The 16,939-nt window shown below is 69.2% G+C and carries 16 protein-coding genes; 8 read left to right on the top strand and 8 right to left on the bottom strand.

What is annotated here, in order from left to right; translation table 11 throughout:
• Positions 1 to 82: 82 nt before the first annotated feature.
• Positions 83 to 637 (bottom strand): DUF421 domain-containing protein, encoded by a 555-nt coding sequence (locus LH076_RS14030; RefSeq protein ID WP_227781377.1) that lies wholly within the window; start codon positions 635 to 637, stop codon positions 83 to 85.
• A gap of 44 nt (positions 638 to 681) precedes the next feature.
• Between LH076_RS14030 and LH076_RS14025 the strand changes: the two genes are divergently transcribed.
• Together LH076_RS14025 and LH076_RS14020 are read left to right on the top strand one after the other, a co-directional pair.
• Entirely contained in the window at positions 682 to 1,584 is a 903-nt protein-coding gene (locus LH076_RS14025) for a phosphoribosylaminoimidazolesuccinocarboxamide synthase (protein ID WP_227781376.1), read from the top strand.
• Positions 1,585 to 1,699: 115 nt separating this feature from the next.
• Positions 1,700 to 3,265 carry a long-chain-fatty-acid--CoA ligase gene (locus LH076_RS14020; RefSeq protein WP_227781375.1) on the top strand — a complete coding sequence of 522 codons (1,566 nt, stop codon included), beginning with the start codon at positions 1,700 to 1,702 and terminating at the stop codon, positions 3,263 to 3,265.
• A 28-nt stretch (positions 3,266 to 3,293) separates the two neighbouring features.
• Here the strand turns inward: LH076_RS14020 and LH076_RS14015 are convergent, their stop codons facing one another.
• Positions 3,294 to 3,800 (bottom strand): general stress protein, encoded by a 507-nt coding sequence (locus LH076_RS14015; RefSeq protein ID WP_227781374.1) that lies wholly within the window; start codon positions 3,798 to 3,800, stop codon positions 3,294 to 3,296.
• Positions 3,801 to 3,830: 30 nt separating this feature from the next.
• On the opposite strand from LH076_RS14015, the gene purS reads away from it, so the two are divergent.
• Positions 3,831 to 4,073: a phosphoribosylformylglycinamidine synthase subunit PurS gene (purS, locus tag LH076_RS14010; RefSeq protein ID WP_227781372.1), complete on the top strand. Its 243-nt coding sequence runs from the start codon at positions 3,831 to 3,833 to the stop codon at positions 4,071 to 4,073.
• A 5-nt stretch (positions 4,074 to 4,078) separates the two neighbouring features.
• Positions 4,079 to 4,747, top strand: a complete 669-nt coding sequence (gene purQ / locus LH076_RS14005; protein ID WP_227781370.1) for a phosphoribosylformylglycinamidine synthase subunit PurQ — start codon at positions 4,079 to 4,081, stop codon at positions 4,745 to 4,747.
• Between the two features lie 36 nt (positions 4,748 to 4,783).
• Here purQ and LH076_RS14000 read toward each other — a convergent pair whose 3' ends face one another.
• The 3 genes from LH076_RS14000 to LH076_RS13990 all read right to left on the bottom strand — a co-directional run bounded on the left by LH076_RS14000 (position 4,784) and on the right by LH076_RS13990 (position 8,868).
• Positions 4,784 to 5,743, bottom strand: coding sequence for a type IV toxin-antitoxin system AbiEi family antitoxin domain-containing protein (locus LH076_RS14000; protein WP_227781369.1), 960 nt, complete (start codon positions 5,741 to 5,743; stop codon positions 4,784 to 4,786).
• A gap of 137 nt (positions 5,744 to 5,880) precedes the next feature.
• The gene (locus LH076_RS13995; RefSeq protein ID WP_227781368.1) at positions 5,881 to 7,350 is read right to left on the bottom strand and encodes a glycoside hydrolase domain-containing protein; all 1,470 of its coding nucleotides are present in this window, start codon (positions 7,348 to 7,350) and stop codon (positions 5,881 to 5,883) included.
• Between the two features lie 96 nt (positions 7,351 to 7,446).
• Complete coding sequence (locus LH076_RS13990; protein ID WP_227781367.1) at positions 7,447 to 8,868, bottom strand: MFS transporter; 1,422 nt, start codon at positions 8,866 to 8,868, stop codon at positions 7,447 to 7,449.
• Between the two features lie 143 nt (positions 8,869 to 9,011).
• On the opposite strand from LH076_RS13990, the gene LH076_RS16960 reads away from it, so the two are divergent.
• The 3 genes from LH076_RS16960 to LH076_RS13975 all read left to right on the top strand — a co-directional run bounded on the left by LH076_RS16960 (position 9,012) and on the right by LH076_RS13975 (position 13,104).
• Entirely contained in the window at positions 9,012 to 9,584 is a 573-nt protein-coding gene (locus LH076_RS16960; protein WP_321573711.1) for a helix-turn-helix domain-containing protein, read from the top strand.
• A gap of 34 nt (positions 9,585 to 9,618) precedes the next feature.
• Complete coding sequence (gene purL, locus LH076_RS13980) at positions 9,619 to 11,910, top strand: phosphoribosylformylglycinamidine synthase subunit PurL (RefSeq protein WP_227781366.1); 2,292 nt, start codon at positions 9,619 to 9,621, stop codon at positions 11,908 to 11,910.
• Between the two features lie 372 nt (positions 11,911 to 12,282).
• Positions 12,283 to 13,104: a hypothetical protein gene (locus LH076_RS13975; RefSeq protein ID WP_227781365.1), complete on the top strand. Its 822-nt coding sequence runs from the start codon at positions 12,283 to 12,285 to the stop codon at positions 13,102 to 13,104.
• A gap of 78 nt (positions 13,105 to 13,182) precedes the next feature.
• Here the strand turns inward: LH076_RS13975 and LH076_RS13970 are convergent, their stop codons facing one another.
• Positions 13,183 to 13,593 (bottom strand): VOC family protein, encoded by a 411-nt coding sequence (locus LH076_RS13970; RefSeq protein WP_227781364.1) that lies wholly within the window; start codon positions 13,591 to 13,593, stop codon positions 13,183 to 13,185.
• Between the two features lie 10 nt (positions 13,594 to 13,603).
• Complete coding sequence (locus LH076_RS13965; protein WP_227781363.1) at positions 13,604 to 14,839, bottom strand: MFS transporter; 1,236 nt, start codon at positions 14,837 to 14,839, stop codon at positions 13,604 to 13,606.
• Positions 14,840 to 14,908: 69 nt separating this feature from the next.
• Between LH076_RS13965 and LH076_RS13960 the strand changes: the two genes are divergently transcribed.
• Positions 14,909 to 15,511: a winged helix-turn-helix domain-containing protein gene (locus LH076_RS13960; protein WP_227781362.1), complete on the top strand. Its 603-nt coding sequence runs from the start codon at positions 14,909 to 14,911 to the stop codon at positions 15,509 to 15,511.
• A 51-nt stretch (positions 15,512 to 15,562) separates the two neighbouring features.
• Here the strand turns inward: LH076_RS13960 and LH076_RS13955 are convergent, their stop codons facing one another.
• Positions 15,563 to 16,906 (bottom strand): dipeptidase, encoded by a 1,344-nt coding sequence (locus tag LH076_RS13955; RefSeq protein WP_227781361.1) that lies wholly within the window; start codon positions 16,904 to 16,906, stop codon positions 15,563 to 15,565.
• Between the last annotated feature and the right edge of the window lie 33 nt (positions 16,907 to 16,939).

Raw genomic sequence — 16,939 nt, 5'->3', positions numbered from 1 at the left:
GCTGTGCTCCTCGTTGAGTCAGATCCGGGTCATGAAGGCGACCCGGAGGATGTCCACCAGTCTCGTGGACAATTCGGCGATCTCAGGAATCGAGACGTCGCAGCAGCTGGTCGAGCTTGGCCTCCAGTCGTGCGATGTCGGCCTGCGTGGCGCTCTCGTACTCCGGCTTGAGCGTGGCGACGAGGGAGCCGCCGGGCTCGATGGTCAGCTCCTTCACCTCCTCGACCTTGTTGGCTCCTTGGCGCCGCAGTGCCGCGTCGACGTCGGCTCGCCGCAGACCCTCATCGGCCATCCCGCGGTCGTCCCACTCGCCGTCGCGCACCAGCGTCGTCGGCGTACCCTCGAAAAGGCGGGCGATCCGGTTGTGTCGGCGGATGAGTCGTACGACGACGGAGTTCGCTGCGACGAGTACGACGGCGCCGATCGCCCCGCCGAGGAAGGAGTTGTCCGGGCCGATGATCGCGTTCTGCACGACGTTGGAGAGCAGCAGCATGACGACCAGGTCGAAGGTGTTGATCTGCGCCAGATCGCGCTTCCCGACCAGCCGCAGGATGATCACGAGCACGGCGTAGACGAGCACGGTCCGGAGCACCTTGTCGGCCAGTGACACCTGGACGTGCATGAGGTCGTTCCACATGCGGCCAACTCTGGCACCGCCCGACGGCCGATAGTCTGAGGCTCGTGCTCAACATCCCGGAAGCCCCGGCCATCGCAGGCGCCACGCATCTCCACTCCGGCAAGGTCCGCGACCTCTACGAGATCACCGACGGTCCGCACACCGGCGAGCTGCTCATGGTGGCCAGCGACCGGATCAGCGCGTTCGACCACGTCCTCGAGAGCACCATCCCTGACAAGGGCGAGATCCTCACGCGGATGAGCCTGTGGTGGTTCGAGCAGCTGGAGCCGCTGGTCGCCAACCACGTCATCTCGACCGACGTCCCGGCCGAGGTCGCAGGTCGCGCGCTGATCGTGCAGAAGCTCCAGATGTTCCCGGTCGAGTGCGTCGCCCGCGGTTACCTCACGGGCTCGGGCCTGATCGACTACGACCAGACCGGAGAGGTGTGCGGGGTCCCGCTCCCGCACGGTCTCGTCGACGGCAGTCGCCTGCCCAAGCCGATCTTCACGCCGGCCACGAAGGCCGAGCTCGGCGACCATGACGAGAACGTCTCCTACGAGGCCGTCGCCAAGCAGATCGGCCCAGATGATGCGTCGATGCTCCGTGAACTCACGCTCGACGTCTACGCACGCGCCGACGAGATCGCCCGCGGCGTCGGCCTGATCCTCGCCGACACGAAGTTCGAGTTCGGCGTGCGCCACGACGACCTCGGAACCCGGACGATCGTGCTCGCCGACGAGGTCCTCACCCCTGACTCCTCGCGTTACTGGAGTCTCGATGAGTGGGTGCCGGGCGGCACGCAGCCGTCGTACGACAAGCAGATCGTCCGAAACTGGCTGCTCTCGCCGGAGTCGGGCTGGGACAAGGGCAGCGACGCGCCGCCCCCCGCGCTGCCCAGCGAAATCATCGAGCGCACCCGCGCGCGGTACGTCGAGGCCTACGAGCGCCTCACCGGCACAACGTTCTGATCGAACCGCGCCTGATCGCACCACCTGATCGAGTCACGATCTATCTGCGACGCCTGTCTCAGACAGGGGCGGTATGTTGTGGCTCACACCACCCATGACGTGTTGGAGGACACCCGTGCCGTCGTACAACCTTGCCTCGCTCCTCGAGGACTCCGCCGCCAAGTATCCCGAACGCACCGCGCTCGTGATGGGCGAGACCCGGATCAGCTACCCGCAGCTCAACGGGGCGGCCAACCAGGTCGCGAACCTGCTGGTCGAGCGTGGCCTCCAGCCCGGTGACAAGGTGGCGCTGATCAGCCCGAACCTGCCGTACTTCACCGTCATCTACAACGGCATCCTCAAGGCGGGTGGCGTGGTGGTCCCGCTCAACGTGCTGCTCAAGTCGCGCGAGTTCGCCTACCACTACGACGACGCAGACGTCCGGTTCGTCTTCGCCTTCCAGGGAACGCCGGAGTTGGCGATCGGCGCGGAGGCGCATCTGGCCTTCCAGCAGACCGACTCCGTCGAGCACTTCTTCCTCGTCACCGCCGACCCTGCAGCCCCGAGCCCGATCGAGGGGGCCGAGACGTTCGGTGCGGCCGTCGCCGGCAAGGCGCCGACCTTCGAGACCGTCCAGACCGACGAGGACGACACCGTCGTGATCCTCTACACGTCGGGCACGACCGGCCAGCCGAAGGGTGCCGAGCTGCGCCACCGCAACCTGCGCGACAACGCGCTCGTCGGCACGGAGCTCTTCGGCGCCGACGCCGAGCGTCCCGACACCTACCTCGCGGTGCTGCCGCTCTTCCACACGTTCGGCCAGACCGTCATCCAGAACAGTGGCCTCGCGTTCGGCGGCACGATCGTCTTCCTGCCGCGCTTCGAGCCGGCCGCCGCGATCGCGACCCTGCTCAAGGAAAAGGTGACGTTCTTCGCGGGGGTCCCGACGATGTACTGGGGCCTACTGGGCGCGCTCGACGAGACGGTCGACGTCGCCGAGATCGCCCGGAACCTCCGTGTCGCGGCCGCCGGTGGCTCCGCGCTGCCGGTCGAGATCCACCGCGAGTTCGAGAAGCGCTTCGGCGTGATCATCCAGGAGGGTTACGGCCTCTCCGAGACCTCGCCCGTCGCCGCGTTCAGCCCGGCCGGCCAGCCGGTCCGCGCCGGCTCGATCGGCCAGGAGATCCCCGGCGTCCAGCTCAAGCTGATCGACCCGGCGAGCTGGGACGAGATCGAGTGGTCGCCCGACGCGATCGGCGAGATCGCGGTCAAGGGCAACAACGTCTTCAAGGGCTACTACAACCGTCCCGAGGCCACGGCCGAGGTGCTGCACGAGGACGGCTGGTTCCGCACCGGCGACCTCGCCAAGCGCGACGAGGACGGCTGGTACTACATCGTCGACCGGGCCAAGGAGATGATCATCCGCGGTGGCTTCAACGTCTACCCGCGTGAGATCGAGGAGGTCCTCCTGACCCACCCGGCGATCTCGCTGGCCGCCGTGATCGGCGTGCCCCACGAGTCCCACGGCGAGGAGGTCAAGGCCGTCGTCGTACTCAAGCCGGGTGCCTCGGCCACGCCCGAGGAGCTCGTCGAGTGGTCGAAGCAGAACATGGCGGCGTACAAGTACCCGCGCATCGTCGAGATCGTCCCCGCCCTGCCGATGACGGCGACCGGGAAGATCCTCAAGCGCGAGCTGAAGTAGCCGGCAGCACCGCCGGACCCCGGGCGCCTCAGGCGAAGGGGTTCGGCAGTGCCCCCGGCAGGCCGGCCAGCAGCTCGCGCGCCTGGGCGGCCACCTTGTGCTCCACGAGCACCTCGTACTTGGTCGCCACCACCTGGGTGACCGACGAGAAGTCGCGCTGCCCGCGCGTCGCCGCGTAGCCGACGAGCGCCCAGATCAGCCCGAAGAGTGCACCGAAGACCATGGTGCCGAGGATCTGCCCGAGCACGCTGCCGCTCGTGAACATCGTGAAGAGGATGCCGATGAAGAGGCCGAGCCAGAGTCCGGAGAAGGCGCCGGCGAGCGCGACCTTCCCGGTCGTGAGGCGACCCGTGATCCGTTCGAGCTGCTTGAGGTCGGTGCCGACGATCATGCAGTTCTCGACGGGAAAGTGGTGGTCGGAGAGGTGGTCCACCGTCTTCTGGGCCGCGGCGTAGTCGTCGTACACGGCCAGGGACTGGGGGAACTGGAGCTTGAACTGCGCAGCGGCGAGCGCTTGCACCTGTGGATTGCTCATGGTCCCCAGTGTGCCCGGTAGGATCACGCCGTGCCTCGCGTCGTAGTTGATGTCATGCCCAAGCCGGAGATCCTCGACCCCCAGGGCAAGGCCGTGCTCGGTGCGCTGCCGCGTCTGGGCTTCACGGGCGTGGAGTCGGTCCGCCAGGGCAAGCGCTTCGAGCTCGAGGTCGAGTCCGCCGACGATGCGACGCTCGCCAAGGTCAACGAGCTCGCCGAGACCTTCCTGGCCAACACGGTGATCGAGAACTTCACCGTGCGGATCGAAGGCTGATCCCCATGCGTGTCGGTGTCATCACCTTCCCGGGCACGCTCGACGACGTCGATGCCGCCCGCGCCGTCCGGCTGACGGGCAACGAGCCCGTGAAACTGTGGCACGGCGACCACGACCTGCAGGACGTCGACGCCGTCATCCTGCCCGGCGGCTTCTCGTACGGCGACTACCTCCGCTGCGGTGCGATCAGCCGCTTCGCGCCGATCATGACGGAGGTCATCGCGTCGGCGAACGCGGGGATGCCGGTGCTCGGCATCTGCAACGGCTTCCAGATCCTCGTCGAGTCCCACCTCCTGCCCGGCGGGCTCCTGATGAACGAGTCCCTCAAGTTCGTCTGCCGTGACCAGACCCTGCGGATCGAGAACACCTCGACCGCTTGGACGTCGGCGTACGAGAAGGATCAGGAGATCGTCGTCCCCCTCAAGAACGGCGAGGGCCAGTACGTCGCCGACTCCGAGACGGTCGCCCGCCTCGAGGGCGAGGGCCTCGTCGTCGCGCGCTACCTCGGCTACAACCCGAACGGCTCGGTGAACGACATCGCCGGCATCACCAACGAGCGCGGCAACGTCGTCGGCCTGATGCCCCACCCCGAGCACGCGGTCGAGGCCCTGACCGGCTCCGGCACCGACGGCGCCGGGTTCTTCACGAGCATCTTGGAGTCGGTCCTTTCCTGATCTGTGTAGCTCCAGGGTCACCAGGTGACTCTGGCCCTACACGGTCGGCGGTCGGATCGCGCAGGTCGGGCCGCACGACGTCGGGACGGTCCGCCACCCGCGTGCCCAGAGCGCCCTGGCCAGGAGGCGAGCAGTCTCGCAGGACTGGACCATGACTTGGGTCCACCTCAGCCGGAGGACCGTCCCACCCTCGGCGACGTCGGCGAGGTCGCGGCCCGCGTCACGGTTCCCTGCCGTCCATGACTCGTGGTTGAGGCGGCCGTCGAGTTCGACGACTAGCCCGAACTCCTCGTAGTCGAGGTCCCTCCTCTCCGCGCCATCGCGGCGGACCGCTTGCCGAGTCGGAGTGGGAAGGCCGTGCGGCCGTTCCACCCGATTCAGGAAGCCGTGTTCGAGCACGGACTCCGTCCCGCCCTCGATGTCATCGAGCAAGGCGAGGACGAGGCGCCGTCGGGGGACTCGGGGATGTCGTTCGAGAGCGCGTCGCACTGCCGCCGCGGTGGTTCCGAACCGCCCGACCGTATCGGCAAGCATTCCCACCATCTCGGTCTCGTCGCGGGCCGCGGCCAGTCTGATGGCCAGATCGTCCTCGAGCGTGAGACGCGGTGGGCTCGTGTTGACCCGGATCATGGTGTTCAGGCCTGCCACTCGGTGGACGGTCACACCACTCGGAGGCGTCAACGAGCGGGCACGGTCGATTGCGACATGCACGGTTGTCGCCCCAGCGGGGACGCCGGTGAGCGATTCCAAGCAGAGTGCCGCGGGCTCGGCCCAGAGCACAGCTGCCCATGCGCGTTGTTCCGGCGAGAGAGGTCCGGTGTGGTCGACGTAGACGCGCGGATACACGCGGACCAGATCCCGTCGACGTACGGCTCGACGAACTTCGGATCGGGTCCAGCCGCCGCCGAGGAGCTGTGCCCACGTGAGCACGCCGGACTGCCGGGTGCGCTCGAACTCGAGCTGTTGCTTGAAGATCGGGACGAGCTCTGGCTCCATGGTCGAACCTCACCAAAGGTCGGGAGGCGCGACAACCCGCGTGCGAGGAGCCTGTGGACAACCGATCTGTGTAGCGGCGGGGTCACCAGGTGACGCTGGCGCTACACGGTGCAACTGGAGTGGTTGGTGCACCGGACTCAGCGACGACCGGCCGCGAGGGCCTTCCACTGCACCGGGCCGAAGTCACCGCGCGAGACCCCCGCGCGCTTGCGCCACGCCTTGACCGCGGCGAGGGTGCGGCTGTCGAAGGAGCCCGTCACCGCCAGACGCACGGTCGGTGCCGAGGCGTTGAGGGCGCGCTGCAGGTCGCGGACGCGGGTGCCGGTGGACTTCGCGGTGAGCGTCACCTTCGGGCCCTTGGCGAGCAGCCACATCCACTGCGTGGTCGTCCACCGTGCGTTGGCGGCGAGATGGTGCTGCGTGCGCCAGAGCCGCACGAACGCCTGGACTTTCGCGCTGTACGTCGGGCCGACCGGGCCACGGTACTTCGTCCGCTCGCGCAGCAGGCAGGTCAGTGCCCTCACCGCTGCGGCCCGCGGGGTGAACGTCGACGTGGGCCGCCGCAGTTGCTGGTACGTCGACAGGTCGACCTTCACGCCACCGGAGACGAACGTGCAGTGCTTCTCCGGTGCCACGGCCACAGAGGCCGAGGACGCTGCAGTCGACTTGGAGGTTGCGGTCGGCTTCGCCACTGCGGGCTTCGGCGCGGCGGTCGGGGTGGTGAGCTTGAGGTAGTTGCGGTCGATGTTGATCGTCACGCCGCCGTACGTCTCGTTGTGCCCGCCCTGGAACTGCTTGACGCGGTTGCCCTGCCAGCCCGCATCCGAGATGTAGTCGGTGGCGCTGGTGTTGGCCTTGCCGTCGTACCGCGCGAGCCAGAGGACGTCGGGGAGCGTGATCCCGGCGGTGTGGGCCACGCGCGCGGCCTCGACCATCTTGATGCCGGAGCCGGCGCTGGAGTAGAAGCCGGCGCGGTAGCCGAGGGCCTTCACGCGAGCCGACCAGGCGGAGACGAAGCGGAGTGCGGACTCGCGGCAGGCGGTGTTCGTGTAGGTGAAGCCCTCGAGGTCGTAGAAGAGGGTGCTGCCCGGCACGATGCCGATCGCCTTGGCCTCGGCGATGCCCTTCGTGGCCTCGGCCGTGCCCTGCGCGATCGCCGCGGCATAGCCCTTGGTGCTGGACGGGTTGATCGTGACGTCGCCCTTGTAGCGGGGGAAGCGACCGTTGCACGAGGCCTGCGGGCCGAAGTCGATGGGCAGCAGGTGCCAGCCCTTGGCGAGCTGTGTCGCGACCCAGGTGGGGGTGAGGTAGGTCTGCGTGCGGCAGCCGCGCTCGTTGCCGGTGACGTAGATGCCCACTGCGCGGAAGGGGCTCTTCGCGAGCCACGTGTCCATGGAGGACTGGCGCGGTGCCTGGCACTGGTCGAAGCCGAGCCCTGTGTAGACGCCCGGTGTGATCGGGTTGCCGGCAGTGGGCTGGGCGCGGTCGTGGTCGAGCACCTTCGGCAGCGCGAGCAGGGCGACCATGAGCGCCAGCATGGTGGCGGCGATCAGCGGCGTCCGAGGGCTGCGGACCCCGCGGAGCAGCGGGGCGAGGCGCGGTGACATGACATGACTTTAACCTCAGAAGTCACACAGGTCACAGGCCCGCGAGAGTGCGGGACCTGTGACCTGGGTGTGGCCTCGGGCGGTCGCCCGCTGGGGTCAGGCGGCGTCCGGGACGGCCGCCGGTCGACGTACGACCAGGGTGAGGGCCGACAGGCAGCCCAGCCCAGCCAGGATGGCTGCCGTCCAGAAGCCCGCGCGGGCTCCGTGGACGAAGCCGCTCTCGCCAAGGCTCGCGTGCGCGGCGAAGACGCTGGTCACGATGGCGAACCCGATGGCGCCACCGAGCTGCTGCATCGTCTGCAGCAGGCCCGAGGCCGAGCCGGCGTGCTCGGGCTCGACGCCGCGGAGCACGGTCGCGGTGACCGGCATGAACGACAGCCCGATGCCGATGCCACCGACAAGGAGCGACGGCATCACGAACCAGTAGCCGGCATGCGTGCCCAGGGTCGCGAGATGGGCGAAGGCGAGGACGAGGAGGGCCACGCCGGTGGCCATCAGCCGTCCTGCACCGAAGCGCGCGACCAGGCGAGGCATCACGCGGGAGAGGGTGAAGATCGACAGTGGCCAGGGGAGGAAGCCCAGGCCCGCCTGCAGCGCGGAGAGGCCGATCTGGTCCTCGAGGAACTGGACGGTGAGATAGAACATGCCCAGCATCGAGCCGAACATCGCTGCCGCGGTCACGAGGGCCGCCACCCGCGCCTGGTTGCGCAGCAGGCCGAGGCGCAGCAGCGGGTGTGGGTGGCGCTGCTCGGTGAGGACCAGGCCCGTGAAGAGCAGGATCGAGATGACGATCAGCCCGATGGTGCGGGCGTCGCCCCAGCCCCAGTCGGGGGCGTTGACCAGCGCGTAGACCAAGGAGACCGCGCCGCCCGTGGCGGTGATGGCACCGACGAGGTCGAACTTCCCGTGGCGGCGCGGGGTCTCCGCGACGAGCCGGGAGACGCCGAGGATCACCGCGATGCCGATCGGCACGTTGACGAAGAGCGTCCAGCGCCACGAGATGGCCTCGGTGAGGACGCCGCCGAGGATGAGGCCGAGACCGCCGCCACCCGAGGAGACGGCAGCGAAGGCGGAGAGTGCCCGGTTGCGGGCGGCCTCGTCGGGAGCGTTCGTGGTGATCAGTGCGAGCACGCTCGGGGCGGCCAGTGCGGCGCCGACGCCCTGCAGGGCCCGGGCCGCGACCAGCATGGTCGGGTCAGCGGCAAGCCCGCCGACGAACGAGAAGACGGTGAAGACGGCGACGCCGGTGAGGAAGATCCGGCGACGGCCGAGCACGTCGCCGAGTCGGCCGCCGAGGAGCAGCAGGCCGCCGAAGGCGAGGGTGTAGGCGTTGAGCACCCACGAGAGGGACGCCGGGCCGAAGCCGAGGGTGGCGATGTGCGGGAGCGCGACGTTCACGATGGTGGCGTCGAGGACGATCATGAGCTGCGCGAGCAGCACGATGTAGAGGCCGAGGGGCGACTGGGTGCGGGGTGCCGCGGTCGCCGTGGAGGCAGGGGGCATGGAGGTGGTGGTCATGAGGGATGTCCTGTTCTGGCGCGCCGTGCGTCCATGAGTTGCATGAGCGCCGCGCCGACGTAGACTGATGTGGAGAGATGCTCCGGTTAGAACTATATGGAGACGGTCTCCGCTTTGCAACGGTGCTGGAGGAACCCATGACTGTGAGCGCTGACACGCAGGCGCCTCGTCCGCTGCGCGCCGACGCGCAGCGCAACCGCGACAAGATCATCGAGGCGGGTCGCACGCTCATCCGCGAGAAGGGCATCGACGCCACCTCGATGGACGAGATCGCGAAGGCGGCCGGCGTCGGCGCAGGCACGCTCTACCGGCACTTCAAGACCAAGGACGAGCTCTATGAGGCCGCCACGGCCCGGTGGGCCGAGACGGTCAACGGTGCGGCCGACGCGGCGCTGGCGATCGAGGGCACCGACCGTGATCGCCTGATCGCCTGGCTCCGGTCGTACGTCGACTTCCTGACCGCCCACAAGGGCGCGGCATGGCGCATCACCGCCGCGATGGGTGACGAGGAGTCGCCGTACGCGATGAAGTGCCGGACCTACCTCCACGCCAACGAGCGCGTCATCGAGGGCCTCGGCAGCCTGCGCTCGGACGTCGATGCGATGGAGCTGGTGCGACTCGTCGGCGGGATCGCCGCGGTCGTCGACAACAGCGAGCTCAGCGAGGATGCGGTGCGTCCGCTGATCGCCGTGCTCGCAGACGGTCTGCTCAAGTAACTCTCTGAGCCTGCGCGCCGGTAGATTGACGGCCGTGACCTCGGCTCAGATCGCTGCCCTCGACACCGTCTCCGTCGCCGCCGGTGACCCTGACAAGGCACTGCCGTGGGCAGAGCTGGGGCTGAAGGAGGACGAGTACGCCAGGATCCGCGAGATCCTCGGCCGTCGTCCCACCGGCGCCGAGCTCGCGATGTACTCGGTGATGTGGTCCGAGCACTGCTCCTACAAGTCCTCCAAGGTGCACCTCAAGCAGTTCGGTGAGGTGCCGCAGGAGACCCCCGCCGGCCCGCTGCTCGCGGGTATCGGCGAGAACGCCGGCGTGATCGACATCGGTGACGGCTACGCCGTGACCTTCAAGGTCGAGTCGCACAACCACCCGTCGTACGTCGAGCCCTACCAGGGCGCCGCGACCGGCGTGGGCGGCATCGTCCGCGACATCCTCGCCATGGGCGCGCGGCCGGTCGCGGTCATGGATCCGTTGAGGTTCGGGCCGTTGGATGAGCCGGACACGCACCGCGTGCTGCCCGGGATCGTCGCCGGAGTCGGCGGTTACGGCAACTGCCTCGGCCTGCCGAACATCGGCGGCGAGGTCGTCTTCGACTCGACCTATCTCGGCAATCCGCTGGTCAATGCGCTGGCCGTCGGCGTACTGAGGCACGAGGACCTGCACCTGGCCAAGGCCTCCGGCGCAGGCAACCTCGTCATCATGTACGGCGCCCGGACGGGTGGCGACGGCATCGGCGGTGCCTCCATCCTCGCGAGTGTCGAGTTCGACGAGGACGGCCCCGCGAAGCGCCCGTCGGTGCAGGTCGGCGACCCGTTCATGGAGAAGCTGCTCATCGAGTGCACGCTCGAGCTCTTCGCGAGCGGCATCGTGCGCGGCATCCAGGACTTCGGCGCCGCTGGCATCTCGTGCGCCACCTCGGAGCTGGCCGCGGCCGGTGACGGCGGCATGCACGTGCACCTCGAGCGGGTGCCGCTGCGCGACTCGACGCTGACTCCCGAGGAGATCCTCATGAGCGAGTCGCAGGAGCGGATGATGGCGGTCATCGCGCCGGAGGACGAGGCGACCTTCTACGCCATCTGCGCGAAGTGGGACGTCGAGGCCGCGACCATCGGTGAGGTGACCGAGGACGGCCGGCTGGTGATCGACCACCACGGCGAGACGATCGTCGACGTCGACCCGCGGACCGTCGCCCACGAGGGCCCCGTCTACGAGCGTCCCTTCGCGCGCCCCGAGTGGCAGGACGCGCTGCAGGCCGATGCGGCCGAGGCCCTGGCTCGCCCCTCGACGACTGAGGAGCTCCGCGCCACTTGGCTGCAGCTCGTGGCCTCGCCGAACCTGTGTGACAAGACGTGGATCACCCAGCAGTACGACCACTACGTCCGCGGCAACACCATCCTCTCCAAGGGTGCCGAGGCCGGCATGATCCGGATCGCGGAGGACTCCACGGTCGGCGTCGCCCTCTCGACCGATGGCAACGGCCGCTTCGCGAAGCTCGACCCCTACCGCGGCGCGCAGCTCGCGCTCGCGGAGTCCTACCGCAACGTCGCCACGGTCGGGGCGACGCCGCTCGCCATCTCGGACTGCCTCAACTTCGGCTCGCCCGAGGACCCCGACGTGATGTGGCAGTTCGCCGAGGCGTGCCGCGGCCTGAAGGACGCCTGCCTCGCGCTGGGCGTCCCGGTCACCGGCGGCAACGTCTCGCTCTACAACCAGACGGGCGACGTGGCGATCCTGCCCACGCCGGTCGTCGCCACGCTCGGCCGCATCGATGACGTGACCCGTCGCATCCCGTCGGCCTTCGTGGCCGAGGGAGAGCGGATCTTCGTGCTCGGAGAGACCCGCGAGGAGCTCTCGGGCTCGGAGTGGGCGCACGTCGTCCACGGCCACCTCGGCGGGTTGCCGCCACGCGTGGACCTCGCCGCCGAGCAGCGCAACGCCTCGCTGTTGCGTGACGCCCGCGACCTGATCACCTCCGCCCACGACCTCTCCGACGGCGGCCTCGCCCAGGCGTTGGCCGAGGCCAGCTTCGGCCGGGGCGTCGGCGCCGAGATCGGGGTCTTCGAGGACCCGTTCCTCGCCCTGTTCAGCGAGAGCGCCGGCCGGATCATGGTGACCACGCACCTGCACGACGGCGAGGCCTTCCTCCGCGCCGCCTCCGCTGCTGGTGTGGCGGTCACCGAGATCGGCATCACCGCGGGCGAGACGCTCACGCTCGAGGGCCAGTTCGAGATCCCCGTCGCCGAGCTCAAGCAGGCCTGGCAGGCCACCCTGCCTCAGGCCCTCGACGGCGACACCACCGTCGTCGCGATCCAGCACTGACCCCCGCGCTTTTAACTGCTGGTCAACGGTCGCTCCTGACGGTTTCCGGGACCGGTTGACCAGCAGTTAAGCGAGCGGTCGTGCCAGACACGTCACGTCAGTCCCAAACCGGACCGTCGTGCGTGTCCGACGAACAGCCAGGGCGCGGCACTCCACAACCCGGCGCGGAGGCTGGTCGCACTACTCCCCGACGGTGCGAGCCTCCCCGTCGTGCATCCAACAGCCCTCCATCCGAGCCGCGGCGTCTGGATCCAGCCGCCGCCGTACGTCGACCCGCAGCCGTTAACTGCTGGTCAATCGGCCTCGGGGAAGCGCCCGAGACGGTCTTCACCAGCAGTTAAGTCAGTGGAGCAGGCCACGGCGTTGGCGGTCATGCGTGCCTGGCAACCGGTGCTGCCCGAGGGCGCCGCGTTCACCGGGTTGTCAGCCGCCCAGGCGCATGGGCTGTGGACGCCCCGCCTGCCGACCGACATGCCAGTCATGACTGCCTTGGCCCGTCGCCAGTATGAGACCACTCCGGTTCGCGACGGACTCCTGGTCATTCGCCATCCTGTGGCGCCGGCCTCAGTGGATGTGGACGGTGTCCGGATCGTCACGATCGGGGAGACGTTGGTCTGTTGTTGCCGCTACCTCGGTCTGCTCGACGCGGTGATCCTGATCGACGCTGCCCTCCACTTCGAGCTGTGCACGAGGGCGGAGTTGGAGGGGATCGGCCGCCGGAAGCGTCGCGGCGTGGTCCGCTTCCGCGAGGCGTTGGCCCTTGCGGACGCGAGATCGGAGTCACCGTGGGAGACGAGGCTGCGGTTGCTGCATGTCTCGGCAGGCCTGAGCGTCACGCCCCAGGTCGAGATCCTCGACGAGTTCGGCCGGTTCGTTGCCCGAGCGGATCTTGTGGTCGACGCGACCGGGCAGATCCAGGAGTACGACGGCGCACAGCACCGCGCTGCCGAGGTACAGCGGAAGGACCTGGTGCGCGACCGGCAGCTTGCGGACCTCGATCGTCCGCGGCGGGCCTATGTCTCGAGGGATCTGCTCGACTCCCCGCAGGAGGTCCTGCGGCCGATCGAGGCGGTGCTGGGTCGGAGTCTCGATCCCTGGCCGTGGGTCCATCTCCTGACCGCAAGCCTTCACCGAGGAGCCGGGCGCCGGGAGTTCGAGCGAAAGTTGGGCCTCGGGCCGCTCGCGTGGGCTTAACTGCTGGTCAACGAGCCCTCGAGAGGGCCTCGGGCGAGCGTTGACCAGCAGTTAAGTGAGGGGTGGCGACGAGGAGGGTCACTCCTGGCCGATGTTGACCATCCACGGGATGCCGTACTGGTCCACGAGCTGGCCGAAGATGTCACCCCAGACCTGCTTCTCCAGCGTCATGTGCACGGTGCCGTCGGCGGCGAGTGCGTCCCAGTAGCCGCGGAGCTCCGCCTCGTCGGCGAGTGGGCCGGAGAGCGAGATGGTGATGTTGGAGCCGGGCGTGGTCGTCATGCCCGGCGGGGTGTCGGAGGCGAAGAGCGTGTAGCCGCTCGGCGTGACGAGCGAGGCGTGCATGACGAGGGTCGCGGTCTCGTCCTCGGCGCCCATGTCGCCGAAGGTGAAGACGTTGAGCTCGCCGCCGAAGATGGACTTGTAGAACTCCATCGCGTCGCGCGCGGTGTTGGTGAAGGAGAGGTACGGGTTCAGTTTCGTGGCCATGCCACCGAACCTAGGCCGCCATCCTTTCGACGCGCCAGACCGCCGGCCGCGGCACCGACCTCACGGAGGTCGACAGGGTGGGGATGAGGGCGACCCCGACGAGCAGCAGCGCCATCACCAGCACCGAGTCCCGTCCGCCGAAGTGCGTCAACAGCCCACCGGCAACCAGGGGCGCGAGCGGCATCGCGGACATCGAGACGAACTGCATCGCCGACCGCGTCCGCCCGAGCAGCTCGCGTGGCGTGATCGCGGTCCGGTAGGCACCGATCCCGGCATTGCCGGCGGGGTTCACCAGCAGCACCAGCACGAGCATGGCCCCGACGACGATCGGCGAGTTCCAGAAGGCCAGCGGCACGAGCAGCGGCACCGAGAACCACGCGAGCACGACGGAGAGCATCCCCGTCGGGATCCGCTCGATCAGCCACGGCGCGATGACCGCACCGAGGATGCCGGCGACCCCCGCCGCAACCTCGACGAGCGCGATGGTCGCAGGCGCCGTCCCGGCCTGCACGAGACGGAGGATCGCCAGCAGGGCAACGGCGTTGGCGACCAGGTTCATCAGCGGCGCCCACACCATGAGGACGCGGAAGAACGGCGTCGACCAGCTGAAGCGCAGCCCCTCGGCGACGTCCTGCAGCGGCCCCGAGGTTCCTGTGGCGAGGCCCGGCAGGGGAGTCCGCAGCCGGTGCAGCAGCACCCACATGAAGGCGTAGGAGAGCGCGTCGGCGAGGAACGGCAGCCACCGGGCGACGCCGTAGAGCACCCCTCCGATCGGACCGCCGAGCAGGGAGGCGATGTGCTCGCGCGCCTGCATCTGGCTGTACGCCGTCGGCAACTCCTCATCGCTGACGAGCGATCGGATCGCCGAGGACTCAGCGGGCTCGAACAGGCCGGTCGCCACGCCCGCCGCCAGTGCGGCGACGAGCAGGTGCGGCGTGGTGAGGTGACCCGAGACTCCTGCGACGGTCACCGAGGCGTACGCCGCAAAGCCCAGCAGGGTGGAGGTCCGCATCAGCCGTGCGCGATCGAGGCGGTCGGCCCAGAGACCACCGGGCAGCAGCATGCCGACGATGCCGAGGAGATGGACCGCCTCCACGCTCGCCGCCCAGAAGGCGCTGCCGGTCAGCGCGAAACCGATGATCGGGAAGACGAAGCTGCTCATCCGCGCCCCGAGCTCGGAGACCGTCTGCCCGATCCAGAGCACGCTGAAGTCGTGGTTGCGAGCGAGCTCCCGGAAACCGGCCATATCCCGCACCATAGGTTGCGCAAGAGATGTTGCGCAATACAGCGTGCGGATTCCTTTAGGATGAGTCCTGTGACGACGTACGACGACCCGCGCATCCTCCGCGCGATCGCGCACCCGACCCGCAACCGCATCCTCGCGGAGCTCGGTGCAGCCGGGACGAGTCGCGCCGCCGACCTCGCGCAGGCCCTCGACATCCCCGCCAACCAGGCCAGCTTCCACCTCCGGCAACTGGCGAAGTACGGACTCGTCGAGGAGGCCCCTGAGGAGGCGCGCGACAGGCGCGACCGGGTCTGGCGCCTGGCCGACGAGTCCGGCATCAGCTTCCGCACGAAGGACGTGCTCAGCCAGCCTGGCGGTGCGGCTGCGGTGGAGGTCTTCCGCCGCAGCGCGAGTGCCCGTGGTCACATGCTGGTCGAGTCGGCCTACGCGGACACCGAGGAGAAGGACGTCGAGCGGGTCATCACGGAGGAGGCCGTCCGGCTCACCGTCGAGGAGATGATGACGATGACCCGCGAGCTCGCCGACCTCGTGGAGGCGTGGCGGCGCCGGGCCCGCGAGACGGACGCCGAGCGGTCGACGTACTCCGTCTACCAGCTCATCCAGCCCTATCCCGATGTCCTGGCGGACGTCCCGGAGCCGACGCGCGTCCAGGGCTTCAGCACGCCGGAGTGAGGTGAATGGATCCCGCACCCAGGGGTGCCCGGATCATTCACCCCAGCGTCCTCAGGAGCCGAGGTTGCGCAGCAGCAGCGCTTCGGCGAGCAGCACCCGCTCGAACTCCGCGAGGTGCAGGCCCTCGTTCGGGCCGTGGGCACGGGTGTCGGGGTCCTCGACGCCGGTGACGAGGACCGACGCCTCTGGGAACGCCTCGAGGAACTCCGCGATGAACGGGATCGAGCCGCCGACGCCCATGTCGATCGGGGCCGTGCCGTCCCAGGCCTCGGTGAAGGCGGAGCGCGCGGCGTCGTACGCTGGCCCCTCGGCCTTCAGCGCGATCGGCTCGCCCGCGTCGACGACGGTGGTGGAGAGCGAGGCGCCCCACGGCAGGTGCTTCTCCAGATGGGCCTGGAGCGCAGCCACCGCGTTGGCCGACGTGTCGCCCGGCGCGATCCGGATCGTCACGCGGGCTCGTGCGGAGGGGACGAGCGTGTTGGACGCACCAGCGACCTTCGGGGCGTCGAGGCCGGTGACCGTGATGGCCGGCTGGGTCCACATCCGCTCGACCGCCGAGCCGGTGCCGATCCACTCCAGGCCGGGCAGCGCACCGGACTCCGCCCGCAGCCGCTCCTCGGGATAGTCGACCGGCGCGGCCGGGCCCGACACGAGCCCGGAGACGGCGGGCGAGCCGTCCTCGTTCCACAGCGAATTGAGGAGTCGGACGAGAGCCATGAGGCCGTCGGGCGCGAGACCGCCCCACATGCCGGAGTGCACGGCGTGGTCCAGGGTGGAGACCGAGACATCGACGCGGATCAGGCCACGGAGCGAGGTGGTGAGGGCGGGCACGCCGATGTCCCAGTTGCCGGAGTCGGCGATCACGATGACGTCGGCGCGCAGCTCCTCCTGGTACTGCGCGAGCAGCTGGGGGAGTGTCGCCGAGGCGACCTCCTCCTCGCCCTCGATGAAGAGCCGCACGGTCACGGGCAGGTCGTCACCCAGGACCCGCAGTGCAGCGACGTGGGTGAGGACGCCTGCCTTGTCGTCGGCGGCACCGCGGCCGTAGAGCCGCCCGTCGCGCTCGGTCGGCTCGAAGGGGGCGGAGTCCCAGTCGGCCGGGTCGTTCTCCGGCTGGACGTCGTGGTGGGCGTAGAGCAGCACCGTCGGGGCGCCGGCGGGGCCCTGCTTGGAGCCGATGATTGCCGGCGGGGCGCCGTCGAAGGCACGCACGATCCGGGCCTCCACACCCTCGGCGCGGAAGAGCTCGAGGGTGGCTGAGGCCGACTTCTCGACCTCGGTCAGCCGCTCGGGGTCGGCTGAGACGGACTGGATCCGCACCAGCGCCTTGAGGTCCTCGAGGACTCCCGGCAGAGCGGCCTGGATGCGGGACTTCAGCTCGTCGGTGCTCAGCATGCGGACAAGCCTAGTCAGGCCACATGGCAGGCT

Source organism: Nocardioides sp. Kera G14 (assembly GCF_020715565.1).
Classification (GTDB): domain Bacteria; phylum Actinomycetota; class Actinomycetes; order Propionibacteriales; family Nocardioidaceae; genus Nocardioides.
The sequence above is the reverse complement of the archived record's forward strand: the minus strand, read 5'-3'. Positions and strand labels throughout refer to the sequence as shown.

Coding starts and splice junctions, on each gene's coding strand:
- LH076_RS13965 (WP_227781363.1), bottom strand. CDS start 14,839: ATGGCCGGTTTCCGGGAGCTCGCTCGCAACCACGACTTCAGCGTGCTC.
- LH076_RS13990 (WP_227781367.1), bottom strand. CDS start 8,868: ATGACCACCACCTCCATGCCCCCTGCCTCCACGGCGACCGCGGCACCC.
- LH076_RS13995 (WP_227781368.1), bottom strand. CDS start 7,350: ATGTCACCGCGCCTCGCCCCGCTGCTCCGCGGGGTCCGCAGCCCTCGG.
- LH076_RS13975 (WP_227781365.1), top strand. CDS start 12,283: ATGCGTGCCTGGCAACCGGTGCTGCCCGAGGGCGCCGCGTTCACCGGG.
- purQ (WP_227781370.1), top strand. CDS start 4,079: ATGCGTGTCGGTGTCATCACCTTCCCGGGCACGCTCGACGACGTCGAT.
- LH076_RS13955 (WP_227781361.1), bottom strand. CDS start 16,906: ATGCTGAGCACCGACGAGCTGAAGTCCCGCATCCAGGCCGCTCTGCCG.
- LH076_RS14015 (WP_227781374.1), bottom strand. CDS start 3,800: ATGAGCAATCCACAGGTGCAAGCGCTCGCCGCTGCGCAGTTCAAGCTC.
- LH076_RS13970 (WP_227781364.1), bottom strand. CDS start 13,593: ATGGCCACGAAACTGAACCCGTACCTCTCCTTCACCAACACCGCGCGC.
- LH076_RS14000 (WP_227781369.1), bottom strand. CDS start 5,743: ATGGAGCCAGAGCTCGTCCCGATCTTCAAGCAACAGCTCGAGTTCGAG.
- LH076_RS14030 (WP_227781377.1), bottom strand. CDS start 637: ATGTGGAACGACCTCATGCACGTCCAGGTGTCACTGGCCGACAAGGTG.